The organism is Rhodococcus sp. HNM0563 (genome assembly GCF_012726195.1).
Lineage (GTDB): Bacteria > Actinomycetota > Actinomycetes > Mycobacteriales > Mycobacteriaceae > Rhodococcus.
Genome location: NZ_JAASAF010000007.1, coordinates 25936 through 51783, shown reverse-complemented (window position 1 = coordinate 51783; position 25848 = coordinate 25936). Strand labels below are relative to the sequence as shown.

General features: G+C 65.6%; 23 protein-coding genes. 16 read left to right on the top strand and 7 right to left on the bottom strand.

Going from position 1 to position 25848, the window contains the following annotated elements; translation table 11 throughout:
* Positions 1-82: 82 nt before the first annotated feature.
* Complete coding sequence (locus tag HCA61_RS17180) at positions 83-658, bottom strand: TerD family protein (protein ID WP_169689414.1); 576 nt, start codon at positions 656-658, stop codon at positions 83-85.
* A 240-nt stretch (positions 659-898) separates the two neighbouring features.
* On the opposite strand from HCA61_RS17180, the gene HCA61_RS17175 reads away from it, so the two are divergent.
* The 7 genes from HCA61_RS17175 (at position 899) to HCA61_RS17145 (ending at position 9290) form a co-directional block, all read left to right on the top strand.
* Positions 899-2020, top strand: coding sequence for a hypothetical protein (locus HCA61_RS17175; protein ID WP_169689639.1), 1122 nt, complete (start codon positions 899-901; stop codon positions 2018-2020).
* Complete coding sequence (locus HCA61_RS17170) at positions 2017-3207, top strand: HpcH/HpaI aldolase/citrate lyase family protein (protein ID WP_240959743.1); 1191 nt, start codon at positions 2017-2019, stop codon at positions 3205-3207. Before HCA61_RS17175 ends, HCA61_RS17170 begins: the two co-directional genes overlap by 4 nt.
* On the top strand, positions 3204-4514 hold the full coding sequence (locus tag HCA61_RS17165) for a phosphoribosyltransferase family protein (RefSeq protein WP_169689413.1): 1311 nt from the start codon (positions 3204-3206) through the stop codon (positions 4512-4514). Before HCA61_RS17170 ends, HCA61_RS17165 begins: the two co-directional genes overlap by 4 nt.
* Entirely contained in the window at positions 4511-5617 is a 1107-nt protein-coding gene (locus HCA61_RS17160) for a cysteine protease StiP family protein (protein ID WP_169689412.1), read from the top strand. Before HCA61_RS17165 ends, HCA61_RS17160 begins: the two co-directional genes overlap by 4 nt.
* Before the next feature lie 38 nt (positions 5618-5655).
* Positions 5656-6453 carry an HAD family hydrolase gene (locus HCA61_RS17155; RefSeq protein ID WP_169689637.1) on the top strand — a complete coding sequence of 266 codons (798 nt, stop codon included), beginning with the start codon at positions 5656-5658 and terminating at the stop codon, positions 6451-6453.
* Positions 6454-6531: 78 nt separating this feature from the next.
* Positions 6532-7782, top strand: a complete 1251-nt coding sequence (locus HCA61_RS17150) for a TerD family protein (protein ID WP_169689411.1) — start codon at positions 6532-6534, stop codon at positions 7780-7782.
* A 38-nt stretch (positions 7783-7820) separates the two neighbouring features.
* On the top strand, positions 7821-9290 hold the full coding sequence (locus HCA61_RS17145) for a TerD family protein (RefSeq protein WP_240959741.1): 1470 nt from the start codon (positions 7821-7823) through the stop codon (positions 9288-9290).
* 65 nt (positions 9291-9355) lie between these two features.
* Here HCA61_RS17145 and HCA61_RS17140 read toward each other — a convergent pair whose 3' ends face one another.
* Positions 9356-9685: a hypothetical protein gene (locus HCA61_RS17140; protein WP_169689409.1), complete on the bottom strand. Its 330-nt coding sequence runs from the start codon at positions 9683-9685 to the stop codon at positions 9356-9358.
* 15 nt (positions 9686-9700) lie between these two features.
* The gene (locus HCA61_RS17135; protein ID WP_169689408.1) at positions 9701-10840 is read right to left on the bottom strand and encodes an SRPBCC family protein; all 1140 of its coding nucleotides are present in this window, start codon (positions 10838-10840) and stop codon (positions 9701-9703) included.
* A gap of 139 nt (positions 10841-10979) precedes the next feature.
* Between HCA61_RS17135 and HCA61_RS17130 the strand changes: the two genes are divergently transcribed.
* The 6 genes from HCA61_RS17130 (at position 10980) to HCA61_RS17105 (ending at position 16932) form a co-directional block, all read left to right on the top strand.
* Positions 10980-11579 carry a TetR/AcrR family transcriptional regulator gene (locus HCA61_RS17130; RefSeq protein ID WP_169689407.1) on the top strand — a complete coding sequence of 200 codons (600 nt, stop codon included), beginning with the start codon at positions 10980-10982 and terminating at the stop codon, positions 11577-11579.
* 116 nt (positions 11580-11695) lie between these two features.
* Positions 11696-13255, top strand: a complete 1560-nt coding sequence (locus HCA61_RS17125) for a long-chain-fatty-acid--CoA ligase (RefSeq protein WP_169689406.1) — start codon at positions 11696-11698, stop codon at positions 13253-13255.
* A complete protein-coding gene (locus tag HCA61_RS17120; RefSeq protein WP_169689405.1) occupies positions 13252-14310 on the top strand; it encodes an MBL fold metallo-hydrolase in 1059 nt (352 codons plus the stop codon). The genes HCA61_RS17125 and HCA61_RS17120 overlap by 4 nt, the downstream gene beginning before the upstream one ends.
* Positions 14311-14326: 16 nt before the next feature.
* Positions 14327-15088 (top strand): crotonase/enoyl-CoA hydratase family protein, encoded by a 762-nt coding sequence (locus HCA61_RS17115; RefSeq protein WP_169689404.1) that lies wholly within the window; start codon positions 14327-14329, stop codon positions 15086-15088.
* Between the two features lie 84 nt (positions 15089-15172).
* Positions 15173-16042: a LysR family transcriptional regulator gene (locus tag HCA61_RS17110; RefSeq protein WP_169689403.1), complete on the top strand. Its 870-nt coding sequence runs from the start codon at positions 15173-15175 to the stop codon at positions 16040-16042.
* A 5-nt stretch (positions 16043-16047) separates the two neighbouring features.
* Complete coding sequence (locus HCA61_RS17105; RefSeq protein WP_169689402.1) at positions 16048-16932, top strand: LysR family transcriptional regulator; 885 nt, start codon at positions 16048-16050, stop codon at positions 16930-16932.
* Positions 16933-16937: 5 nt separating this feature from the next.
* Here the strand turns inward: HCA61_RS17105 and HCA61_RS17100 are convergent, their stop codons facing one another.
* The gene (locus HCA61_RS17100) at positions 16938-18203 is read right to left on the bottom strand and encodes an amidohydrolase (RefSeq protein WP_169689401.1); all 1266 of its coding nucleotides are present in this window, start codon (positions 18201-18203) and stop codon (positions 16938-16940) included.
* Between the two features lie 108 nt (positions 18204-18311).
* On the opposite strand from HCA61_RS17100, the gene HCA61_RS17095 reads away from it, so the two are divergent.
* Together HCA61_RS17095 and HCA61_RS17090 are read left to right on the top strand one after the other, a co-directional pair.
* A complete protein-coding gene (locus HCA61_RS17095) occupies positions 18312-19427 on the top strand; it encodes a methyltransferase domain-containing protein (protein ID WP_169689400.1) in 1116 nt (371 codons plus the stop codon).
* 30 nt (positions 19428-19457) lie between these two features.
* A complete protein-coding gene (locus HCA61_RS17090) occupies positions 19458-20093 on the top strand; it encodes a trimeric intracellular cation channel family protein (protein WP_169689399.1) in 636 nt (211 codons plus the stop codon).
* Positions 20094-20122: 29 nt separating this feature from the next.
* Here HCA61_RS17090 and HCA61_RS17085 read toward each other — a convergent pair whose 3' ends face one another.
* Positions 20123-20794 (bottom strand): FadR/GntR family transcriptional regulator, encoded by a 672-nt coding sequence (locus HCA61_RS17085; protein ID WP_169689636.1) that lies wholly within the window; start codon positions 20792-20794, stop codon positions 20123-20125.
* Between the two features lie 196 nt (positions 20795-20990).
* Here HCA61_RS17085 and HCA61_RS17080 point away from each other — a divergent pair, with 196 nt between their 5' ends.
* Positions 20991-22841: a 2-isopropylmalate synthase gene (locus HCA61_RS17080; RefSeq protein ID WP_169689398.1), complete on the top strand. Its 1851-nt coding sequence runs from the start codon at positions 20991-20993 to the stop codon at positions 22839-22841.
* Here the strand turns inward: HCA61_RS17080 and HCA61_RS17075 are convergent.
* Together HCA61_RS17075 and HCA61_RS17070 are read right to left on the bottom strand one after the other, a co-directional pair.
* On the bottom strand, positions 22790-24415 hold the full coding sequence (locus HCA61_RS17075; RefSeq protein ID WP_169689397.1) for an acyl-CoA synthetase: 1626 nt from the start codon (positions 24413-24415) through the stop codon (positions 22790-22792). The genes HCA61_RS17080 and HCA61_RS17075 overlap by 52 nt on opposite strands.
* 198 nt (positions 24416-24613) lie before the next feature.
* The gene (locus HCA61_RS17070) at positions 24614-25825 is read right to left on the bottom strand and encodes an acetyl-CoA C-acetyltransferase (RefSeq protein ID WP_169689396.1); all 1212 of its coding nucleotides are present in this window, start codon (positions 25823-25825) and stop codon (positions 24614-24616) included.
* Positions 25826-25848 lie beyond the last annotated feature (23 nt).

The following is a 25848-nucleotide window of genomic DNA, read 5'->3' as shown; positions in this document are numbered from 1 at the left end:
GCAGGGTGGTTACTGCAATCCGGCGAATGCAGATCCGGTCCCGGCATCGAGGCACAGGACCGGATCCGATTTTCGGCGACTGTCAGACGTTGACGCCGTAGTCGCGGGCGATGCCCGACAGGCCGGAGGCGTAGCCCTGGCCGATCGCACGGAACTTCCACTCTGCGCCGTGGCGGTAGAGCTCACCGAACACCATGGCGGTCTCGGTGGAGGCGTCTTCGCTGAGGTCGTAGCGGGCCAGTTCGGTGCCGTTGGCGCGGTCGACGACGCGAATGTATGCGTTGCGGACCTGTCCGAACGACTGGCTGCGAGCGTCGCCGTCGTAGATCGACACGGGGAAGAAGATGGACTCGATGTTCGCCGGGACGGCAGCCAGGTCGACGTTGATGACCTCGTCGTCGCCTTCGCCCTCACCGGTGCGGTTGTCACCGGCGTGCTCGATGGAGCCGTCGGGCGACTTCATGTTGTTGAAGAAGACGAAGTGCTGGTCGGAGACCACCTTCTTGTCGGCGCCCGTCGCAATGGCACTCGCGTCGAGGTCGAAGTCGGTGCCGGTGGTGGTACGCACGTCCCAGCCGAGGCCGACCGCAACTGCGGTGAGGTTGGGGGCTTCCTTCGTCAAGGAGACGTTTCCACCCTTGGTCAAGCTGACGCCCATGCGGGGTCCTTTCGATCGGTCGTCGACGCACCGAGGCGGTACGTCCGGTTTCGCGCGTGTTCCACCACAGTAATAGGTGGGAATCAAGTACGCTCCCGTCCACTATGCCCAGTGTCGCGGGCCACGGTGGCGAAGACCGGACGACCAGTACCATTCGGTCTTGTGGCGAGCCGATGGACGCGCCGCCTCTTCGGCGGCGGGCACTCCGAAGACCCCGCGGCTCGTCGGGCCCATGACGCGATGGTGGCTGCGTTCCTCGACATGGATCGACGTCAGTCGGTCGCCGAAGCAGGCGTTGCCGAGTCTCACGAACTCGCTCCCGAGCGGAATCTGCGCCGGCAGTGGGAACCGATCAGACAGAGCTGCTATCGCGCAGCCGAAGAATACCTACAACTCGCGCACACCGAACCCGACCAGGAATTGGCGTCGACGGCCGACTACGAACACGCCATTCGTCGAATAGGCGACGCAACAAGAATTCTCGATGAATTCTACGAGAACAATCGCGGTCACCTCGAGCATGTTTCCGCACTTGCCCAGACGGTTCCCCAACTTGCACATCGGGTTCGGGCGGAAGCCCGAGTCGCGCTCGAGTCGTTGCAGGCCCCCGAACGCGCAGCGTTCGCGCACTATCGATCGGTGGCTATCGCCACCGAGACACTCGAGAACGCGCTGCGTTCCCTGGACTCCGCTCGCGGTACCAGCGCTCTGCGCGCAGGAGCACATGCGGTCGAGGAAGCCACGAACACTCTGCGGCAGGCTCTGGCCGACGCCCCCGGACGTCAGAATGAGGCGCGCAACACCGTGGCGTCGGTCACCACCAGGTTGAACGCGGTGCGTACCCGGGCAGAGGGTCTGCCACCTGCATATTCGTCATTGCTCCGTGAATTCAATTCCGCGAGCTCCGCCGATCTGTCCGACAATGCCCGACAGGCCGAGGCACTCCTCGAGCGCGCAGACGCACGCCTCGACGAAGCACGCCGAGCTGCGGACGACGCCCGGCCCGAACTCGCACTCGATCTCGCCACCGAGGTCCGCGTCGATCTCGCCGCCGCCGAAGAACTGGTCGACGCCGTAACCGGCCGACTGGCGACTTTGCGCGCCGTCCGGAAGAATCCGGAGGCCAAGGTCGACGAGGTACGGTTCCGCTTGCGTGATGCGCAGCTTCTTGCCGTACAGCGTGACCTGACCGCGGAGTGGGGGTCGGTTCTCGACGCTCAATTGGACCGGATCGACAGGGCGGTCGATTCGCTCACCGGCGTCCACCCGGATTACTGGGCCTACGTGCGCGATCTCGATGCGGTGTCGGATTTCATCGCCACAGTGGTAGAACGAATGAGAGGACGGGCCAACGGCCGATGACGGGGGCAACCTTCACGAAGGCGCAGACGATGCGCCATTTTCACCACTTGGATCGGACCACGCTCGAGAGGTTGTTCTTTCGTGCGCCGCAGTCGTTCGGCGATGGTGACGACCGCGAGCGCCTCGCGGTCGCTCTCGGTGCCACGCTGTACGTGCCCGCGACCCGCAGCGACCTCACCGCAACGATCCTGCGCCGGGCGAGCGAGGGCGTCACGTCGATGGTCCTCGATCTCGAGGATGCCGTCGCCGATCACGAGGTGGAGCAGGGACTTCGCAACGCGGTCGCCACGCTCGACGAGCTCGCCGCGCAGGGTGACGACCCGATGCTTCTGTTCATCCGCGTCCGCACGGCCGACAGCATCGACGGCATCGCGGACATCCTCGGCGACGGTGTGCGAGTGCTCACCGGGTTCGTGCTACCCAAGTTCGATTCCGCCGGCGGCCGCGAGTTCCTCGAAGCAGTGGTGCGCGCATCCGGCCGGCTCCGCAAGCATCTCTACGCAATGCCGGTCATCGAATCCACCTCGGTGGTGCACAGAGAGACCCGCGACGAAGAGTTGCGCGGCATCTCACAGTTGCTCGCCGAATTCCGGCAGCAGGTGCTGGCCGTCCGAGTCGGGGCGACCGACATGTGTGCGACGTTCGGAATTCGGCGCGACCGCGACCTGACCATCTACGACGTGCGGGTCGTCGTAGATGTGATCGCCACCATCGTCAACTATCTCGGCCGCACCGACGGCACCGGATTCGTCATCACCGGCCCGGTCTGGGAGTACTTCGCCGACCACGAGCGGATGTTCCGGCCGATGCTCCGGGCCACTCCGTTCGAGGAGCAGGACGCCGTGCTCTTCCGGCAACAGCTCGTCAGCCGCGACCTGGACGGGCTGCTGAGGGAGATCGCGCTCGACCGCGCCAACGGCATCCAGGGCAAGACCGTGATCCATCCGTCGCATGTCGCGGCAGTACACGCATTGTCCGCGGTGACACACGAGGAATACCACGATGCCATCGACATTCTCGAAGCCGACACCGGCGGTGTCCGAGCGTCCGGGTACGGGAACAAGATGAACGAACGTCGGCCGCACCGAACTTGGGCACAACAGACCCTGGTACGTGCATCCGTGTTCGGGGTCACCAACAAAGGAGTCTCGTTCGTGGACCTGCTGACCGCACTGGTGGTCCGATGACCGACACACTTCGTCCCAGCTGGGCAACAGAGACATTCGGGCTCGAGTTGCATCATGACCTGACGTCGACGGGATACACCGTCCCCGAACTGGTCGAGCCGGGCCTGCGCCGAAACCCGCGCCGCGCACACCTGCTGGTTTCGACAGTGCTCGGCAAACACCTGCCCACCGATCCCGCTGTGGTGCTCGCCGCAGGCGAAAGGCTCGGCGAGCTCGTCGCCGACGCGCTCGGCCTCGAGGCCTCCGATGCGGTTGTGTTGGGATTCGCCGAAACCGCAACGGGATTGGGCCATTGTGTTGCCGACAGCGTGGCGGCGGCGTGCTACCTGCACTCCACGCGCCGCCACGTTCCCGGTGCCGACGTGTTCGCAGGATTCGAAGAAGGCCACTCGCACGCCACGTCGCACCTGCTGCAGCCCACCTCGGGAGAATTGTTTGCAAACACTGCACCGTTGGTGCTCGTCGACGACGAGATCTCCACCGGCGCCACCGCACTCGACGCGATCCGGGCCCTGCACCGGCAGCAACCGCGGCCGCGCTACGTCGTCGCGTCCCTGGTCGATATGCGCTCGGACGGACACCGCCTGCGCACCGCTGCCGTCGCCGAGGAACTCGGCGCTCACATCGATCAAGTGAGCCTCGCCTGCGGACACACCGAAGTCCCCGACGGTCTGACCGCGCGTGTGACGGCACTCCCGGATCCGGACTTGAACCCCGTTGCACCACAGCGGGGAATCAGTCGATTCGTGACATTGCCGTGGCCGGATCACGTGCCCGACGGCGGTCGGCACGGCGTTTTGCGTGCGGACGTCCCGGCGTTCGACATCGCCATCACCGCCGCCGCCAATGCGCTGTCGGACGCGCGGGACACCACCCGTCCGGCGATCGTGATCGGTCACGAGGAACTGATGTATCTGCCGTTGCGGCTTGCGGATGCACTCACCTCACGTGGAACACCGACACGGTTTCAGACCACCACGCGGTCCCCTGCGTATGTCCTCGATGTTCCCGGATATCCACTGCGGCGAGGATTCACCTTCGCCGCACCGGAATACATCGACGTCGGCCTCGAAGCGGAATCACCTCGCTACCTGTACAACGCGCAGTGGACCGACGCCGACGCGCGTCCCGAACTGATCCTGGTGATCGACGACCCGGCCGACACCGAACGCTTGCGTGGCCCGGGCGGGATACTCGATGTACTGACGGCAGCGGGCGAAGACGTACTCGTCGCCGTGGTGCCGTCCACGGATCCGGTGAAGTTGCGCCGATCCAGGGAAGGTCGTGTCAGGGAGGACAACAAGTGACCACACCGTTGACCGGGCCCGATTTCGGGTCGTACGCCGCCGAGGAGGTGAGCTGGCTCCTCAAGGACCTGTCCCACGTCGACCTCGAAGGCGGCATCACCGAGCGGGAGGCCAGAATCCAGGCGGGACTTGCCCACTACGCCGAGTCCCTCCCCATCGAGTACCAACCCGACGCCGCCTACCGTGAGCTGTTCGACAAGGCCCTCGCCACTACCGCGCCCCGTCTTGCGCAGGCCGTCGGCACCGTCACCGAGTTGCTGCTCGCCGAACGCGGCACCGACCTGACCCTCGTGTCGCTGGCCCGAGCAGGCACCCCGATCGGAATTCTCATCCGGCGCTGGGCACAGCAGCATCACGACCTCGACCTTCCGCACTATGCCGTCTCTATCGTGCGCGGACGCGGAATCGACAGGGCAGCACTCGATTACATCACCGAGAATCACGACCCGAAATCCGTGGTGTTCGTCGACGGCTGGACCGGAAAGGGTGCCATCGCACGGGAGCTCGCGGCAGCGCTCGCCGAGTACAGCGCCTCTGGCGGTCCGGTCCTGTCGAGTGATCTCGCCGTACTCGCCGACCCCGGACATTGCGTGCGCACGTTCGGCACACGCGATGACTTCCTCATCGCGTCGGCGTGCCTGAACTCGACCGTGTCCGGCCTCGTCTCACGCACCGTGCTCAACGACGAGTTCATCGCACCGGGTGAATTCCACGGCGCCAAGTTCTATGCCGAACTCGCACGAGACGACGTTTCCGGTGTCCTTCTCGACACCGTGGCCGCCGAATTCGGCGATCGCGGCGCCGCCGTTGCGCAGGCCAGGAAGGTCTCGGACTCCGATCGCGAACCCACCTGGGCCGGTTGGGAATCGGTCGAGAAGATCCGCATCCAGTTCGGCATCTCCAGTGTCAACTTCGTCAAACCCGGTGTCGGTGAAACCACGCGTGTGCTCCTGCGGCGCGTACCGTGGAAGGTACTCGTGCGCGACATCCACGCCGACGAACACGCCCACATCCGGATGCTCGCTTCAGCTCGGGACGTGCCCGTGGTGGAAGTCCCCGACCTGGCCTATTCGTGCATGGGCCTGATCAAGGATCTCCCGTGACCGCCACCGCACTCATCGCGACCGATCTCGATCGCACGATGATCTACTCGCGCGGCGCGATGGGCGAAGACCGTTTCGCCGCAGGCGGGCTCGTGTGCGTCGAATACTACGAGGGTGCTCCGCTGTCGTATGTGACCGAGAAAGCGGCGCTGGGGCTCCGGGAACTCGCCGCGACTCTGCCGGTGGTGCCCACCACCACGCGCACTCCCGAACAGTTCCGCCGCATCGATCTCCCTGGCGGTCCCTGGCCGTACGCCATCACGAGCAACGGGGGAGCGATCCTCGTCGACGGCGACGCCGATGTGAGCTGGCGGCGAGGCATCGACGACACGGTGCGCGCATCCTCCGCGAGCCTCGACGAGGTCGTCACGGAGCTCAGGCGACGCATATCCGACGATTGGGTCTCGAAGCTCCGGATCGCCGAGGACCTGTTCTGTTATCTCGTCGTCGATGTCGCCGCCCAGCCCCGGGGCTTCATGAGCGACTGGAGCGCGTGGTGTGCGGGTCACGGCTGGAATGCCTCACAGCAGGGACGCAAGATCTACTCGATGCCCGACCCCGTGTGCAAGAGCCGCGCAGTCGCGGAGGTGCACCGACGGCTGACGGATGCGGGACTGCTCGCCTCTGGCGCGCAGGTGTTCGCGGCAGGCGACGGTGCACTCGATGCCGAGATGCTCGCGTCCGCCGACTCGGCGATACGCCCCCGGCATGGAGAGCTCGAGTCCATGAACTGGCAGCATCCGACGCTTACCGTCACGGAGAGCACGGGCATCACGGCCGGTGAAGAGATCCTCACCTGGTTCACCCGGTCAACAGCAGTACCCGTCGCTTCGTAGAGTTGGTGGCGGTGTCATCACCGCCGACCCCGCCCCTATGCTCAACCGTCCACCCGCCGACACAGTGAGGACTTCGATTTGTCCAGCCCGCTCGCCAAAGGCCAGAACGGCCCCCTCAGCGCAAACGACGTCGTCGTTTCCCTGGAACTGACGACACCGGCAGACCTGTCTGCACTGTTGGTCAAGGCCGACGGCAAAGTCCGATCCGACGCCGACTTCGTCTTCTTCAACCAGCCCACAGGCCCCGGTGTCAACCTTGTGCCCGGTGCGCCCGGACAGGCCGCGTCGCTCGCGGTGTCGCTCGGTGCGGTTCCGGCCGATATCGAGCAGGTACGCGCAGTGATCACCCTCGACGACGCGTCGAGCAGCTTCGGGCGCTTCGCGCCTCCCACTGCGCGAGTGTCCGACGCGAACGGCACGGTGCTCTACGAATACCGGATCGAGGGCTTGAGCAGTGAATCCATCGTGATCGCGCTCGAACTGTATCGCCGCCAGGGTGCATGGAAAGTCCGGGCGGTCGGCCAGGGTTACGCCGGGGGATTCGCGGCGCTGGTGACCGATCACGGTGTTTCCGTGGACGATGCGCCGGCAACCCCCGCTGCGTCACAGCCTGTACAACCCGTGGCGCCCCCGCCGCCTGCACAACCCGTTGCACCCCCGCCGCCTGCCTACAACCCGCCCCCACAGCAGCAGTTCAACCAGGCACCCCCCGCGCCCACCGGGCCGCCCGAGGTGAGCCTGACGAAGAGTCGTCCGGTGAGCCTGGTCAAGGGGCAGAAGGTCACGCTCCGCAAGGATGGCGGTGTCGCACTCACGTTCCTGCGGATGGGACTCGGCTGGGACCCCGTCAAGAAGAGCGGCCTGTTCGGCAGCCGATCGGCCAACATCGACCTCGATGCGTCGGCGGTGATGTTCGCCGATCACAACATCGTCGACGTCGCCTACTACGGGCAGCTCACCGCGAAAGACGGCTCGATCCAGCACCAGGGCGACAACCTCACGGGTGAGGGCGCAGGCGACGACGAGGTGGTCCTCGTCGACCTCACACGCGTGCCCCCGCACATCAACACGGTGATGTTCATCGTCACCTCGTACAAGGGCCACACTTTCGAGCAGGTCCAGAACGCATTCTGTCGCCTCGTCGACGGCACCACCAACGACGAACTCGCCCGCTACACACTGCAGGGCGGCATGCCGTTCACCGGCATGGTCATGGCGAAGGTCTACCGCCAGGGCAGCGAATGGAAACTGCAGGCCATCGGCGAGGGCATCCAGGCCAAGCACCCGGGCGAGGCGGCGCCGCAGCTCGGTCGCTTCCTGGCGTCGTAACCGTGAACGGAGTGTTCTCTCCGGGGCAGAACGCTCCGTTGACAGCCCGAGCCGTCCGTTTCACCGTCTCGGCCGACATCCCGACCGACCTGTGTGCGTTCGTGGTCGACGACCGCCTGCAGGTCGCTTCGTCGGACGACGTCGTGTTCTACAACCAGCCTCGGACGCAGGGCGTTCGACTCGACGGCGACGCGATCGTCGTCGAGTTGGACGCCCTGCGCAGCGGTGCTCGCGTGTTGTGCGCGGTGGGCACGGATTCGGCCGTCGCCGTCTCCACCTCGTTGACAGATCCGGCGGGTGCACCGCTCGCCGCATTCGATGTGGAACCATCGGGCACCGAAACCGCACTGTTGTGCTGGGAGCTCTACCCGCACAGCGGAAACTGGAAAATGCGGGCCCTCGGTCAGGGCTATGCAGGTGGTCTGGGCGAGATGTTCACCGCGCACGGAGTCGAGGTCGACGACGATCCGCCGCCGCGAGAGCAGCTGCAGCCATCCGCACCCGCCACGAGCGATGCCACACCGTCGTTCGAGTGGTTGTGGAAGATCTTCGAGGATGCCTCACGATCCGCGGCGGCCTACGTGGCGGCCCACGAATATGCGCAGCACCGCCTCGACGACGAACTCTCCGCCGCAGTCTCCGATCCCGCGACCCGCACCGGCGCGGCAGCGGAAGCAGCACGCGCACTGGCCCACCGACGGTGTGAGGAACTGAACGCTGCCGCGGAGAAGCGGCACCGTGAGGACACTGCGAGTCTCACCGACGAACTCCGCGCAATCGACGTCACGCTTCACGCGTCGCTGGCATCGTGGACGTCCCCGGCCTGGAACACACTGCGCACGACCAGTGACGGAATCCGAGTGGGCGAGCTATCGGCACCCGAACGCGGAACACTCCGGGTGCCGCTGTGCGTGCCGTTGCCCATGCGCCGGCCGCTGTGGATCGACGGCGATGATGCGGCCTCACAGCAGATCGTCACTGCACTCGCGTTGCGTCTGCTCGCCGCGCAGCCCGGCACACGTATCGACGTCATCGACCCTGCGGGTGCGCTCGTCGAGCTCAGGGAGCTGACTGCCCCGGTGCTCGCAGGACCACCCGTCCTCGGTATCGGGGGTGTCGCGGCGAAACTGAAGGGCCTGGCCGACAGCGCCGAGCTGACAGCCCTGTCGATGTCCACCGATCCTGCTGCAGCACACTTGGAACCGCGCGTTCTCGTATTGGCAGGCATGCCTCACGGATACAGCAGCGACGACCTCATGCAGATCATCCGCCTCACCCAACTGTCCGGTGCGCAGCACATCTCGATCGTGATCGCCGGCGCATCCGACTCCGTGGTCGATGATCCCGCATACCGGATCCTGCTCGAGCAATCCCAGCACCTGCCGTCGAGTGACGATGGGAATTTTGCGGATCCGTGGACCGGAAACGACTGGACTTTCACTCCCGATGTGATTCCCGCCGACGCGGTCCGGTTGCGACGCGTGGTCGCAACCCTCGGCACGGCGTAGCGCGAAGGGGAGGTTGTGTGCGACTTTCGTCGAATCTCCGCACACAACACCCCCTTCGGCTACGGTCACGGCACCGGCTCTAGCACCGCATCCATACTCGCAGCCCCCGTGTCGGGCACTCGGGGTTGATGCCATGCCTCCACGGGGAACGAGATGTTGATCAACGAGTAGCAGACGTGCAGGAGCCGGGTGGCGTCCTCGGGCAGGTTCTCGAGGTCGAACGTGTCGAGATACGCTGCGGCATCGGCGAGCCGGGGGAGAGCTGCGTCGTAGAACGCTTGCAGTTCGGGCATCGTGCTCTCGAGACGCCGGCCGTAGCGCTGCGCCTCGGTCGGTAGCGCCCAGTCGGCCCACGGCTCGAGGTCGGAGAACTCTTCGGGAAGCAACTGTGTCATAGCGGCTTTGACTTCCTATCCGGCCGAGGCCGTTGCAGGGGTGTGCGTCGCCCGGTACTCGTCGACGATTTTCTGCGCCGACGAATGCAGATGACGCAGCAGAATCTCCTGATCGCACAGTGGGAATTCCGATACCACACGGGTTTCGAGCATCTTCTGGGTCGCTTCGAGCGTGTTGGAATCCTGCAGTGCGAATTCCTTGAACGTCACCGCAGCGATCTCCTGACGCAAGCGGTCCGTGGCGTTGCGAGGCGGCGCCATGTACATAGTGCCTTCGAAGATGTGGCGGTTGTACGCGGTCGGCCAGTAGTGATAGGTCAGGAACCAGCCCGGCTCCCACATGACGAGCATGAAGTTCGGGAAGAACACGTAGGAGTCGAGGCCCCACGAGGGATGCCGAGCGGGATTGAGTCCGGTGGGCAGATCGGCGAGACCGGGGATGTCGGGCTTGTCCCACGGACCGAAATTGCCACTGCGCAGGATACGTTCGATGGGTTTGACCATCGAAGGGTCCTTCGGCGGAGCCATTCCGCCCCACGACGACACCATTCCGTGCGGGCCGTCCACGTCGTAGTGCAGGGCTTCGAAGCCGTAGCCCTGGAGTTTTTGCGCTTCCTCCGTCACGTACTGCTTCGAGTGGAGAACCGGGGCGTGGTAGAACTCGGCGAACGCGTCGATGTAGAGCTTCCAGTTACTTCCCACCTCCGACCGGTATGTGAACCGTTGGGTGAGTTCACCGAACGGGAACCCTTCGAGTCCGGCCGCGAACTTGCCCAGGCTCTCGCGCAGCGGGTTCGTGTTCGAGTCGTCGAGGTTGACGAAGATGAACCCTTCCCACACGTCGACCTGGACGGGAGTGAGGTCGGCTGTGGATGGGTCTTCACCGATCGGGAATCGGCAGGCAGCGATCGTCCCATCGGTGTCTTCGATGATCAGCACGGTGACCTCTGCGATCACGATGTCTTGCGTGTAGCGGCGTTTATCATTCCGGAGTTGGTTGATACGACCGACATTGAGCCACGAGCGCTCGAAAATTGCCTCGCGTTCGAGGTCATAGTGTTCGGGGCTGATCGAATCCTCGTACGACATCGGCGCGGTACCGAGTCCGTAGTGCTCGGTCCAGCTTCCTTCTTCTGGTTTCGGAAAGTGCGACATGTTCTCCAGGTCCTTCCGACCGGTGACGCTTGTGCGATGCAGTGTCTCGGGCCGGACTCGATAACATGACTGCCGGTCCAATTCGACGTGCAGCCGACGATATGGACCGACGGTCCAGTTGTCAACGGAAGGCTTCACGATGGCGGATCCACAGCCGAAGAAGGAGCGGAGCGACGCAGCACGCAATCGTCGCGCGATCCTCGACACCACCGACGCCCTCCTGGCCGCCCACGGCTCCGAGCACGTGTCGATCGACCAGATCGCGGCAGCGGCAGGCGTCGGCAAGGGCACGATCTTCCACCGCTTCGGAAGCCGTGCGGGCTTGATGCGAGAACTCGTGCGCGAGCGCGCCCTGGACCTGCGTGATGCCGTGACCGACGGTGAGCCGCCCCTCGGCCCGGGAGCACCTGCACCCGACCGGCTCCTGGCCTATTTCGATGCGATGTTCCGGCTCATCGTCGACAACGTCGAGCTCATGATCGCGTACGGCAATTCCACCAGCGAAGCTCAGGAAGACGAGATCAACGTGTTCTGGGCGCGACACATCGCCGCACTGCTGGCAGAAGCGCGGCCCGACGTCGACGCCACCGTCCTCGGTCGTCTACTCCTCGGCGCCCTGAACCCCGATGTGATCCTGCAGCACATCCGGGCGGGACAGACCGAACGACTCGCCCACGCTGTGCACAGCCTCGTGACGTCGGTCGTCGGTGAACCCGGACGCACCGACCGACGCACATAGGATTGCCCTATCGCTTGATGCGGTCGCAGGTCTTTGTCGCCGTCGTCACGGTCGTGATCGACTGGGAATCCCCGGACCGGTAGTCCGTGTGGACAGATGTCGACCAGGAGTGTCTCGTGAGCGAACTGCACCTTCCCAACCGTATCCGGCAGCTGGCGGTCTCCCAGCCGTCGGCGCCTGCGGTCACGGCCGAAGGCACAATCCTCACGTACGCGGAGTTCGACTCGTACACCAACAAGGTGGCCACAGCACTGACCGCGCTGGCGACGTCACCCGGCCGGGTCGGTGCACTGCTCCGCATGGGTCTACCCGGCGCGGCGGCATTCGTCGGTTGCGCGAAGGCCGGACTCGTCTTCACCCCCATCAACTGGCGCCTCAACCCCGACGAGATCGCGTGGATCGCAGCGGACGCGCAGCTCGGTGTGCTCATCGTCGAGGCAGACTTCGCCGACGCCGCCCGCGCTGTCGCCGCCGCGCTTCCGGATGTGCGCACCATCGTTGTCGGTGAGGCATCCCTCGACGGTGCCCGCAGCTGGGACGAACTTGTCGCATCGGGCGACGACACCGACCCGGGCCTCGGCGACGACCCTGAGACCGCGGTCCTGCAGCTCTATACTTCCGGCACCACCGGAAAACCCAAAGGCGTTGTCGCCGTGCATCGCAACCTCTACAACGTGCCCGAGAACCTCGAGCTCTACGAGTTCGACGACGATTCGGTGTCGTTGAATGCCCTCCCCCTGTTCCACATTGCCGGTTCCGGATGGACCAGCACATGCCTGTCCGCGGGTCTGCATCTGGTGCTGCTCGGCGAGATGCGCCCCGCGCTGGTGGCCGCGACGATCGCCGAGTACGGCGTCACCCACGCATTTCTCGTGCCCTCCGCGATCGGCATGATCCTCGAGTTGCCCGACCTCGCCGACTACGATCTGTCGAGCCTGAAGGTGGTCGCATACGGGGCGTCACCGATCACTCCGACGATGCTCGCGCGCACCATGGACACCCTCGGATGCCGCCTCGTGCAGCGCTACGGGATGACCGAGACGATGGGCGCACTCACCGCGTTGCGCGCCGAAGACCACGACCCGCACGGTCCACGCACGTATCTCCTTCGATCCGCAGGCACGCCGCTTCCAGGCACCGAGGTGCAGATCCGCGACATCGTCACGGGCGTGGCACTTCCGCAAGGCGAAACCGGCGAGATCGTCTCGCGATCGCGCAACAACGTCTCGGGGTACTGGCGCCGCGACCTCGAGAGCGCGTCGCTGTACACCTCCGACGGATTTCTGCGCACCGGCGACGCCGGCCACATCGACGAGGACGGCTACCTGTTCGTCACCGACCGTGTGAAGGACATGATCATCACCGGTGGGGAGAACGTGTACCCCGTCGAGGTGGAAGCGGTACTCGCCGAGCATCCCGCTGTCGCGGAGGTCGCCGTGGTCGGCCTACCCGACGAGCGCTGGGGCGAGGCGGTCACGGCGGTGGTGCGCTTGGTGAACGGCGTCGAGCGCCCCTCGGAAGCCGAACTCATCGCGTTCACGGTGGGTCGACTCGCGTCGTACAAGAAGCCGCAGCGGATTCATATCGTCTCCGAACTGCCGCGCAATGCGAGCGGCAAGATCCTCAAGCGCACTCTGCGCGACACTCTCGGCACCCGAGTGGAGGCAACATCATGATCATCACCGAAGACATCGGTGTCGCCCAGCGCGAGGCGTGGGCCGCAAAGACCCTCCCACCGGTCGAGGAGGTGCGGCCGGGGCTGTGGTCGATTCCCGTCCCCATGCCGGGAAATGCATTGCGCTACGTCCTGATCTACGCACTCGCACTCGATACCGGACTCGCGTTGATCGACGTCGGCATGGACACCGAGGAGTCCTGGCAGGCTCTCGTCGACGGCATCGCCTCGACCGGCCACCACATCTCCGACGTCCGGTATGCGGCGATCACACACTTGCACCCCGACCACTTCGGTCTCGCTCCTCGACTACGTGAGACCACGGGCGCTGCGATCGCGATGCACACCGCCGAGGCAGCAGCACTGGGCCACTTCACTCCCACCGATGTGGCCGCCGACGTGGAAGCCTGGCGGGTGGATCTGACCGACCTCGGCGCTCCACCGGAGGTCGTCGCGGCACCCCGATTCGACCTCGTCCGGTTCAAGGCGGGTGAGTCGGCCGATTTCGTGTTGTCGGGTGGCGATCGCCTCGACCTGCCCGGATGGAACATCGAGGCGGTGTGGACACCCGGGCACACTCCGGGCCACCTCGCCTTCGTCGACCGCGACCACGACCTGCTGTTCAGTGGCGACCACATGCTGCCGCGCATCAGCCCGAACATCTCGTCCGGTCCTGGCGAACTCGAGTCCCCGTTGCATCGGTACCTGTTGTCGCTGCATGCGACGACCTCGTTGCCGGACTGCGAGGTGCTGCCCGCACACGAATACCGGTTCCGCGGTGTTGCCGAGCGCGCCCGGGAACTGATGGGACACCACGACGATCGTCTCGAGGAGATCCGCGCCGCGATCGAGGCACGCCCGGAGTCGACGGCGTGGGAGGTCACCACGCACATCACCTGGTCGCGGCCGATCGATGCGATGGACCCGAGGCTGCTCCGGCTCGCCGTCCGCGAGACACAGGCCCACCTGATCGTTCTTTCCGAACGAAATGTCATTCTCTCTGATGGAGGGACTCCTTCTCGATGGAGTCTCGCCACACCCGTCGCCGACCAGTAACGAAGGAAAAGCAGACATGAGCGTTGTTCTCACCGAGTTCGCCGACGGCATCGCCGTCTTCACTCTCAATCGCCCCGAGGCCAAGAACGCCGTCACCCTCGAGGTGTCCGAGGCACTCGCCGCCGCGATGGACGAATTCGAGGCACGCCCCGACCTGACCATCGGCATCCTCACGGGCGCGGGCGGAACGTTCTGCGCCGGCATGGATCTCAAGGCGTTCTCGCGCGGTGAGCGCCCCTCGATTCCCGGTCGCGGTTTCGGCGGCATCACCGAGGCACCGCCCACCAAGCCGCTCATCGCCGCGGTCGAAGGCTGGGCACTCGCGGGCGGATGCGAACTCGCGCTGTCCGCCGACCTGATCGTCGCGTCGCGCGAAGCGAAGTTCGGCATCCCCGAGGTCAAGCGTGGCCTCGCCGCCGCGGCCGGTGGCCTGCTGCGCCTGCCGAAGATCCTCCCGTACCCGCTGGCCATGGAGATGGCCATCACCGGCGACCCGCTCACCGCCGAGGTCGCCCTGCAGCACGGTCTCGTCAACCGGGTCACCGAACCGGGTGAGGCGCTGACCGTCGCGAAGGAACTCGCTGCACGCGTGGCTGCCAACGGACCGCTCGCGGTGAAGGCAACCAAGCAGGTCGTGGCGATGTCCGCGAAGTACACCGACCCCGACGCGTTCGTCGCGCAGCGCAAGTTCATCGACCCCGTGTTCGCATCGAACGATGCTCAGGAAGGCGCCAAGGCATTCGCCGAGAAGCGTGCTCCGGTCTGGACAGGCGCATAGAAAGAGCTTCCCGATGGAGCATCCGGCGGTGCGTTCGTGCGCACCGCCGGGCACCACAATCCGCCGACCGCCTAACATGAACGGGTGGACCTGCATCTCGTGACTTATTTCGTGGCCGTCATCGACCACGGCGGAATCACGAAAGCAGCTCAGGCTCTGTATATTTCACAGCCATCACTGTCGCAGGCCATCCGCACCTTCGAACGAAGGCTCGGCACCACCCTGTTCGACCGGACAGGTAGGCGCCTCACCCTCACCGAGGACGGCCGCACCCTCGAGATCGCGGCACGCCGCATACTCGTCGACGTCGAACGCGCGAAGAGCAAGGTCGCTGCGGTCCGCGAGCTCGAGGCAGGCCGAATCCAGATCGTGACCTACTCCGCGTTCTCGATCCATCCCGTCGTCGAACTCGTCCGACGGTTCCGAAGCCGCCACCCCGGCATCATGGTGTCGATCTCCGACTCCGACGGACCGGCGGGTGTGCACTCCGCCCTCCGGCGCGGCGAGGCCGAGATCGGAGTGACCGATCTGTCGGCCGAGCACGCAGGCATGATCACCGTTCCACTTCTCGAGCAGGAGATGGTCCTCGCTCTGCACCCCGACCTCGCGGCCGGCCTTCCCGACCCCGTCCCGCGCGAGATCGTCCGCAAGGTTCCCCTGGTCATCGATCTGGGATCACCCGCCGATGCCGCGAAGACCGGCGAGCTGCTGGGCTCCGACAATGTCGTTGTCGATTGCGCCCACCCCACTGCCATCTGGGGGTTCGTGATGCGCGGCACCGGAGCGACTGTGGTGCCCCGGCAGGTCGCCGAGAAGCAGATCCCCGGCGCGACCGTCCTGCGCCTCGACCCGCAGCTGCACCGTCCCGTCGGACTCGTTCTGCGAGCCGGGGAGCCGTCACCGGCAGCGGCCGCATTCATCTCTGCCGCAACCGGCACGAAACCGGGAGCGTAGACACCATGGAATTCCGCCAGATCGAATACTTCCTCGCAGTCGTCGAGAACGACGGCATCAACGGCGCGGCTGCCGCGCTCGGCGTCGCGCAGCCGACCGTGTCACAGGCGCTGCGCAGCCTCGAACGCGAGCTGAGTGTGCAGTTGTTCCACCGCATCGGCCGCGGCATGGTGCTCACCGCTGCCGGACACAGCCTCATCGGGCCGAGCCGCCAGATCCTGCGTGACGTGGCCGGGGTCGAAGAGCTGCTGACCTCCTCGTCGGCCGAGGTCACGGGCCGTCTCGACCTGATGGTATTCCCGGCGCTCGCAACCGGCCCGATCATCGATCTGGTCGCCCAGTTCAGGCGTGCTCACCCGAAAGCCACGGTGCGCTTCGGTGATCTCCGCACCGAGGGCGACTCGGCTTCGTTGATCCGCGACGGGCACTGCGAATTCGTGGTCGCGCATCTGCCGCTCGAAGGCAGGCTCGGACTCGACGTCATCGAGCTGGGCGAACAGGAGTACTGGATGGTGTATCCGCCGGGAACCGAGCTGCCACCCGGCCCGGTCACGCTCTCGGCGATGCCCCCCATTCCGATGGTGTTCGTGCCGCGCGGAGGCGGAACGTTGAGCGACGAGTTCGATCACGAAATGCGCCAGGGAGGCCATCGGCCCCGCATCGCCGCACTCGCCAATCACCGCGAGGCGCGTCTGCCGATGGTGCTGGCGGGGGTCGGCGGGTCGCTGGTGGAGCGTTCGCTCGCCGAGTCCGTCCGTGATATTGCGGTCGTGCGGCCCTGCGAACCCACCTTCACCCGTACATTCGGCCTGGTGTTCGATCCCGCAGCGCTGTCGAAGGCCGGACGCGCGTTCGTCGACCTGGCAAAAACGGCAACGAACCGGACCTGAAGCGATCAGTGTTCCGTGAGCCACGCGAGGGCGGCGACGACGAGCGCTTCCACCCCGGTGTCCAGTGTGGGTTGCACGACCGGTGCGAACGCCGGTGAATGATTGACCGGGATGTCCTGCGCGACCCGGCCGCGTTCCACGGCGTTCCGATAGGCCGACGGGTCGATGCCACCGATACCCCAGTAGGTGTAGGGAACGCCGAGCGCATTCGGGATGTCGCTGAAATCCTCGCTGGCCGTCTGCCGGGGCAGTTCCCGGTACCGGTCACCGAAATGCTCCGCGAACGCGACCGCCACCCTTGCGGTCACTTCACCGTCGTTGCGTGTCAGCGGAAAACGTTCGTAGAGTTCGAATTCCGGTTCTATCGGCGAATCCGAGGCCTGACATTCGGCAATCACGATCCTGCGGATCGCGCGTAGCATCGTCTCGCGGGTGCCCTCATCGTAGGTACGCATGTTGAGTTGCAGCACCGCACTGTCGGGGATCACGTTGCCCTTGCTGCCCGCATGGACACTGCCCACGGTGAGCACTGCGGACTCGCCGGGCGCGGTCTCCCTCGATACGACGGTCTGGAGGCGCACGATGATCATCGCGGCGAGCACCACGGGATCGACCGCGGCCTGCGGCATGGAGCCGTGCGCTCCCCGCCCGTACACGGTGATGCGCATGCTGTCCGCGGCGGACAGGACCGCCCCGGATCTGGTGCCGACGTCGCCGGCCGGTGCCGGAAGGACATGCTGAGCGAGCGCGACGTCGACGCCGGGCAGCAGTTCGGCGAGGCCGTCGTCGACCATGGCACGGGCGCCGTCGCCGGTTTCCTCGGCCTGCTGGAACAGCGTCACCAAGGTGCCCTGCCAATGGTGGGAGCCCTGCCGGAGCAGATCCGCCGCCCCGAGCAGTGCCGTGACGTGCACATCGTGCCCGCACGCGTGCATCACCGGCACATCATTTCCGTCTCCGTCGACCGTCCGGACGGTACTGGCGTAGGGGAGACCGGTCGCTTCTGCCACAGGCAGGGCGTCCATATCGGCGCGGAGCAGAACGGTGGGTCCGTGCCCGTTGCGCAGAATCCCGACGACTCCGGTGCCACCGATTCCCTCGTGCACCTCGTATCCGGTGTCGCGGAGCCGGCTTGCGACCTTGTTCGCAGTGGCGTGTTCCTGATGTGAGAGTTCCGGGTGCGCGTGCAGATCGCGGTAGAAGTCCTCCAGCCCACTGCGCACACTCGGTAGTGCGTCGAGGACCGCTCCAGCACGTGAAGACGAGATCATGCCTGACCACGGTAGCCCTCCTGGACATGATTTGGACGGCGAACGACCGGTGACACAGGCCTGCCCGCGGACGACGATGGAAACAATCACTCGTCCTCCTGCACGGAGATGACCGCTATGTCCACATCGATACCCGAACAGCCCTCGGCTTCCGTTGCCCGAACCGAATCCGTCGACGACTTCGCACAGCGCATCCTCGATGCCACACTCGGCGCGATCGACGTGTTCTCCATCTATCTCGGAGACCGGCTCGGGTGGTACCGCAGTCTGGCCTCGGACGGACCTGCGACGGCAGACGAACTTGCCGACCGCACCGGCACGCATCCGCGGTATGCGCGGGAATGGCTCGAGCAACAGGCTGCCACGGGCCTGCTCTCGGTCGATGATGCGGAACCTCCGCGGTTCACCCTCTCTGCGGCCGGTGCGGAAGTACTCACGGACGAGCGAAGCCTGTCGTACATGACTCCGCTGCCGCGGATCCTCACCGGCGGTGCCATGCAGATGCCTGCGTTGCTCGAGGCGTATCGCACGGGCAGCGGCGTCGGCTGGGCGCAGTACGGCAGCGATGCCCGGGAGTCCCAGGCCGACGTGAATCGTCCGTGGTTCGAACAGGCCCTGCCCGGCGCATTGCACTCCGTACCCGATCTCGACGAGTTGCTGCGCACCCCTGGTGCCGCGATCGCAGACATCGGGTGCGGCGGCGCATGGTCCACTCTCACGCTCGCGCGCACCTACCCGGATGCCTCAGTGCACGGTTTCGACATCGACGCCGCGACCGTCGAAATGGCCCGGTCGAATGTCGCGTCCGAACCCGAAGTAGCACAGCGCATCACGATTACCGAGACGGACGCAGCCGGGCTGCCGGAGTCGACGTTCCTGGCGGTGTTCGCATTCGAGTGCATCCACGACATGCCGCAGCCCGTCGAGGTGCTCTCGGCGGCACGCCGGTCACTGGCTCCCGGTGGCGTGGTGATCGTCATGGACGAGGCCGTAGCCGACGAATTCACGGCGCCCGGCGACGAGGTCGAGCGGCTCATGTACGGATACAGTCTGATGTTCTGTCTTCCCGACGGTATGAACCATCAGCCCAGCGTGGGGACAGGAACGGTCATGCGGCCCGCGACGCTGCGGCGATATGCGCACGAGGCCGGATTCGCCCGGATGGATGTCCTTCCCATCGAGAATTTCGGTTTCTTCCGTTTCTACCGGCTGTCGGGCGGGTGAAAGTCTGCAGCGTCCGGTAGACAGACGACCATGCCCACCGACTCGACGCTGTTGCTCGTTCTGGATCTGACCGGCACCTTCGTCTTCGCCCTCAACGGTGCACTGACCGCGGTCCGCGTCGCACGGGTCGACATCGTCGGCGTGGTGACCCTTGGCATGTTCACCGCGCTGGGCGGCGGCACGATCCGGGATGTCCTCCTCGATGCACTGCCCCCGGCCACCTTCCTCGACTGGCGTTATCTCGCGATCGCCGCGGCGGGCGGGTTGATCGCGTTCGGTCTGAGTCGCGTGCTCGACCGCCTCTCGTTTCCCATCACGGTCCTCGACGCGATCGGCTTGAGCGTGTTCGCGGTCCTCGGCGCCGCGAAAGCCCTGGCTCTGGATTTCGGCGTCGTGCAGGCCGTCATCGTCGGCACGATCACCGCGGTCGGCGGTGGCACGATCCGCGATGTCATGGTCATGCGGATTCCGACGGTGCTGACCAGCGAGCTCTACGCCATTCCCGCGCTGGTCGGTGCGGCCGGATTCGCCACCGCCCACAGTCTCGGTTTCGGTGGAACGGTAGCTCTTCTCAGCTCTGCCGCATTGTGTTTCGCAATTCGGATGCTCGGCGTGCAATTCTCCCTGCATGCTCCGAGACCACCCGGACAACATCTCGATCCGTAGATCGATGTCGACCGTCGTTCATCGCCGCGTCATCGGATGAGCAGCTCCTTGAGCGTATTCAGGTGGGTACGGGTGAGGGTGGCTGCGAGCCCGGCATCACGTGAGTCGATCGCGTCGTAGATGCGTTCGTGCGTGGCCTGGTCGGCGTCATCGCCGTGATCGCCTCGGTCGCGGAGCATGTCGACCATCGCCCGCCGGTTGCGCGGCGCGAAATGAGTGAACAACTCGAGAAGGATCGGACTGTGCGCCGCACGGAGGATGCCACGGTGGAACGCCATGTCGGTGTCGACGTGTTTCTCGACGTCGACGCGATGGTGCGCGCGGTCGGTCAGCGCGCGGCGCAGGTCCTCGAGTTCCTCCGGTGTGCGACGTTCAGCGGCCAGTGCCGATGCCTCCACCTCGATCGCGATGCGCGCTTCGATGACGGCGACGATGTCGGCTCGACGCAGCACTGCATCCCAGTTCTCCGGAATATCGAGGGCGGTGACGAACACCCCTGCCCCTTGACGCGAAACGAGCACCCCCTGGCCGGCGAGTTGCCGGATCGCCTCACGCACGGTCGAGCGGCCGACTCCGAGCGCAGGGGCGAGTGTCGTCTCCCCGGGTAACTTGTCTCCCACGTTCCACTCGCCGTCTCTGATTCGCGACAACAGCAGGTCGGCAGCCTGTTCGGCGAGTGACTCACGACGGACGAGTGACATGTCGGCATTCTCCCATGCCGGACTCAGCACCCTCCAGCTCCTCAGCTTGTCTGAGTAGTTGTGGTAGCGTCGCCGCATGCTCATCCTCGGATTCCTCCTTCTTCGCCGCCACGGCGGGGTGTAGCCCGACCGGCTCCCGTCGTGGAGCCCGATCGCGCCGGTCGACATTTCACGACCCGTAGAAGGAACCACGAACATGACCGCCTTCCCCAGCATCAACACTCCAGCCGGACCGGTACCCGCCGATGCTCCGTCCTGGAATCGGCAGACGCACTCACAGATGCCCTCCCACCGTTACCGTGATGTGTACTCACGTGTGGAAGTGCCACTCACAGAGCGTGACTGGCCGTCCAAGCGCATGACGGCAGCTCCCCTGTGGGTGCCGGTCGACCTGCGCGACGGCAATCAGGCGCTGGCCGAGCCGATGGACCCCACCCGCAAGCGCCGTTTGTTCGAACTGATGGTCGCGATGGGTTACAAGGAGATCGAGGTCGGCTATCCGTCGGCCTCGCAGACCGACTACGACTTCATCCGTCTCATCGCCGACACCGACATCGCACCCGGCGATGTCACCATCGTCGTATTCACCCCTGCCCGCCGCGACCTCATCGAGCGCACCGTGGAGTCGATCCGCGGTGTCCGCAATGACGTTGTCGTCCACATGTACACGGCGACCGCACCGACATGGCGCGATGTCGTGCTCGGGCACGGCCGCACTGCACTCACAGAGTTGATCGTCTCCGGCGGACGCGACGTACTGGAGTTCGCCGGCGACCTGGAGAATGTGCGCTTCGAGTTCTCGCCCGAGGTCTTCAACCTCACCGAACCCGACTACGCCCTCGAGGTCTGCGACGACATGACGACGCTGTGGGATGCCTCGGCGCAGCGTCCCGTCATCGTCAACCTTCCCGCGACCGTCGAGATCGCAACGCCGAACGTCTATGCCGATCAGATCGAATACATGCACAAGAACCTCACTCGCCGTGATGCAGTGATCCTGTCCGTACACCCACACAACGACCGCGGTACCGGGGTCGCGTGTGCCGAACTCGCCGTCCTGGCCGGAGCACAGCGCGTCGAAGGCTGCATTTTCGGCAACGGGGAGCGCACGGGCAATGTCGATATCGCCACCCTCGCTCTGAACCTGCATGCGCAGGGCGTCGATCCGATGATCGACTTCTCCGACATCGACGAGATCCGCCGCACCGTCGAGCACGCCAACCGTATCGAGATCAATCCCAGACATCCGTATGTCGGAGACCTCGTGCACACCGCTTTCAGTGGCACTCACCAGGACGCGATCAAGAAGGGTTTCGCCGAGCACCATGCCCGCGCGGCCGCCGAGGGCCGTCGAGTCAGCGAGACCGAGTGGCGCGTGCCGTACCTGCCCATCGATCCCGCCGACCTCGGCCGCAGCTACGATGCCGTCATCCGGGTGAACTCGCAGTCCGGTAAGGGCGGAATCGCCTACCTGCTGGAAACCGAGTACGGCATCGAACTGCCCCGGCGTCTGCAGATCGACTTCGCCCGCCACGTACAGAAGCACACCGACGCCACCGGCAGCGAGGTCACCGCATCACAACTGTGGGACATCTTCGAGGCCGAGTACATCGTTACGCCGGGTGGCAAGCCCGCCATCGAACTGACGGGCTTCGATACCACCGAGGAAACCACGACTCTCACACTGCGCGTGGATAACTCCGAGCACTCCAGCTCGCATCACGGCGTCGGCCCGGTGGAGGCCGTCACCGAAGCACTCGCTCGTGTCGGGATCTCGCTGGACGTCCTCGCCCTGCATCAGACCAGCATCGGCTCCGGCAGCGGCGCTCCGGCGCCGTCAGCGCTCGAGGACAGCGACGCGCTCACCCTGATCGAGTACCGCAGGGGCACAGTCACGCGGTGGGCTGCCGGCAAAAGCCGATCCGTGCTGACCGCCACCCTCGAGTCCCTCATCGGCGCCGCGAACACCGGCCCGAGTGCAGCCCTCACAGGTGATCAGACCTCGGTGGTCACCGACTGCGTCAGTACCGATTTGGCCCACCGGTAATCTGCCTTGCCTGCGGGGGAGCGGACGATCTGCGGCATCACGACGACGTGCCGGGGGACCTTGTACCCGGCGATGACGGTCCGGCAGTGTTCGGCGAGCTCCTCCTGCGTCGGCTCGTGCGCACCCTCGCGTAGCTGTACGACCACCGACACCGTCTCGCCCAGACGGGGATCCGGTACGCCGGTGACGAGTGCATCCTCCACTGCGGGATGCCCCTTGACCGCCTCCTCGACCTCCTCGGCGTAGATCTTCTCGCCACCACTGTTGATGCACGCCGAGCCGCGGCCGAGCACGATGATCGAGCCGTCCGCCTCGACCGTGGCGAGGTCGCCGAGCAGCGACATCCGTGTGCCGTCCACGACGGGAAAGGTGGCGGCGGTCTTCTCGGGGTCGTTGAAGTAACCCACCGGTACGTGACCGACCCGCGCAAGGTAGCCGATGGCGTCCGAGCCCGGTTCGATCGTCGAATAGTCGGTGTCGACGACGCGCACCTTCGGGGACGCGGGCAGTCTCTGTTTGCCGTCCTCGCCGGGGGTGAGGGCACCATTGGCTCCCGATTCGGACGAGCCGAAAGAGTTGAGCAGCATGACGTTGGGGAGCAGTTCCTTCAGGCGGTCGCGCACGCTGACCGACCACAGCGCACCTCCCGAACCGATGACGATCAGCGAGCTGAGGTCGAACTCGTCGCGACGCTCCGCGAGGACGTCGGCGATGGGCCGGCTGATGGCATCTCCGACGACCATGAGCACGGCGGCCTTGTGCTCGTCGATCCGACGCAGCGCCTCCGCGGGTTCGAAGTTCCGCATGATCACCTGGGGGAAGCCCATGAACAGGCCCATGAACACGGCGTACATGGCAGCGCCGTGCATGAGCGGAGCGGTGACGACATACGTCAACGGGTGTTCGTTGGCGGCGGCCGCGGCAGCGAGCGATTCGGGGCTGTCGTGCGGGTCGCCGTACGCGTTGCCTCCGCCGAGTGCGGCGAAGTAGAAGTCCTCGTGCCGCCACATCACGCCCTTGGGCATGCCGGTGGTGCCGCCCGTGTAGAGGATGTAGAGGTCGTCGTCGCTGCGCGGAGCGAAGTCGCGCTCATCCGAGGCGTCCGCGACGGCGTCGTCGTACCGCACGACGGTGACCTCGGCGAGCGCTGCTGCGTCATCGAGCGCCGGCGTGGGAGCATCTCCGACGACCACGATGTGCCGCAGGTGGGGACAGTCGGGCAAAACCTCGGCGACGACGTCGGTCAGGTCTGCGTCCACCACGAGCGCGACGAGTTCGGCATTGTTGTAGAGGTAGTCGAGTTCGGCGCCCACGTATCGGAAGTTGATATTGATCGGGACGGCCCTGATCTTCATTGTGCCGAGCATCGTGTCGAGGTATTCGAGACTGTTGCGCATGTGCAGTCCGACATGGTCGCCGGGTGCGACCCCCGCTGCGGCGAGGTGATGACCGATCCGGTTGGCGGCGGCATCGTATTGCGCGTAGGTGTGCGATCGGTCGCCGCAGACGATGGCCGTGCGATCGGGAATCGCGTCGACCACCGCTTCGGTGAGGTCGGCCAGATTCAGAGACATTGTGCTGTTCCTTCCGATCGGTCGTGCAACGGCGCCGCTCGCATCTCTGCCCGAAATGTGCCGTACGCCACTCTGGGCAAAAGTAGAACACATATCAGTTCTGGCATCAATGGGTGCGTCCGACCAGCGGAAACAAGCAACGGTCGGCCGGCAGATGCCGGCCGACCGTTGTCGGGGGAACTCAAACGTGACGACGAATCAGGACACGCGTTCGAAGATCGCAGCGAGGCCCTGGCCGCCGCCGATGCACATGGTCTCGAGGGCGTAGCGGCCCTCACGTCGGTGCAACTCGCGGGCCAGTGTCGCGAGCATGCGACCACCGGTCGCGCCGACCGGATGACCGAGCGAGATACCGGAACCGTGGATGTTGGTGCGCTCGAAATCTGCGGCACCGAACTTCCACTCACGGGTCACGGCCAGCGCCTGCGCCGCGAACGCCTCGTTGAGTTCGATGACGTCGACATCGGCAAGCGTGATACCGGCCTTCGCGAGTGCGATCTCGGTGGCGGGCACGGGGCCGATGCCCATGATCTTGGGCGCAACACCAGCCACACCCCACGACACGATACGCACGAGCGGGGTCAAGCCGAGCTCCGCAGCCTTCTCCGGTGTCGTGACGATCGCCATCGACGCGGCATCATTCTGCCCGCTGGCGTTGCCGGCCGTGACGGTGGCGCCGGGATCCTGCTTGCCCATGATCGGCCGCAGCGACGAGAGGGTCTCGACAGTGGTGTCGGCACGGGGATGCTCGTCGGTGTCGATGGTCTGGTCGCCCTTACGCGAGGGCACGGTGACCGGGATGATCTCCTCGGCGAGGATGCCGGCCTGCTGAGCGGCCACCGCGCGGCGGTGCGACTCTGCGGCGAGCTCATCCTGCTCCTGACGGCTGATGCCGTACTCGGCGCGCAGGTTCTCGGCGGTCTCGATCATGCCGCCGGGCACCGGGTAATGCTTGCCGCCCGCAGTCGAGCGGGCCCGGACCAGGCCATCGTGCATCTGCACACCGGTGCGTGCACCGCCCCAGCGGATGTCCGTCGAGTAAAACGCTGCGTTGCTCATCGACTCGGTACCACCGGCCACGACGAGTTCGTTGTCGCCGTTGCCGACCTGCAGCGCGGCCTGGATCACGGCCTGCAGACCGGAGCCACACCGGCGGTCGATGTGCATGCCGGGCACGGTGACCGGAAGCCCTGCGTCGAGAGCGACGACACGACCGATGGCCGGGGCCTCGCTGTTGCCGTTGCAATGACCGAGAATGACGTCGCCGACCTCGTCGGGTGACACACCCGTCCGTTCGAGCAGACCCTTCAGTGCCGTGACACCGAGATCGACAGCGGTGAGGGACTTGAACATTCCGCCGTAGCGACCGATCGGGGTTCGGACGGGCTCGCAGATGACTACTTCGCGCATGATGACCTTTCGAGGTGTGGGTG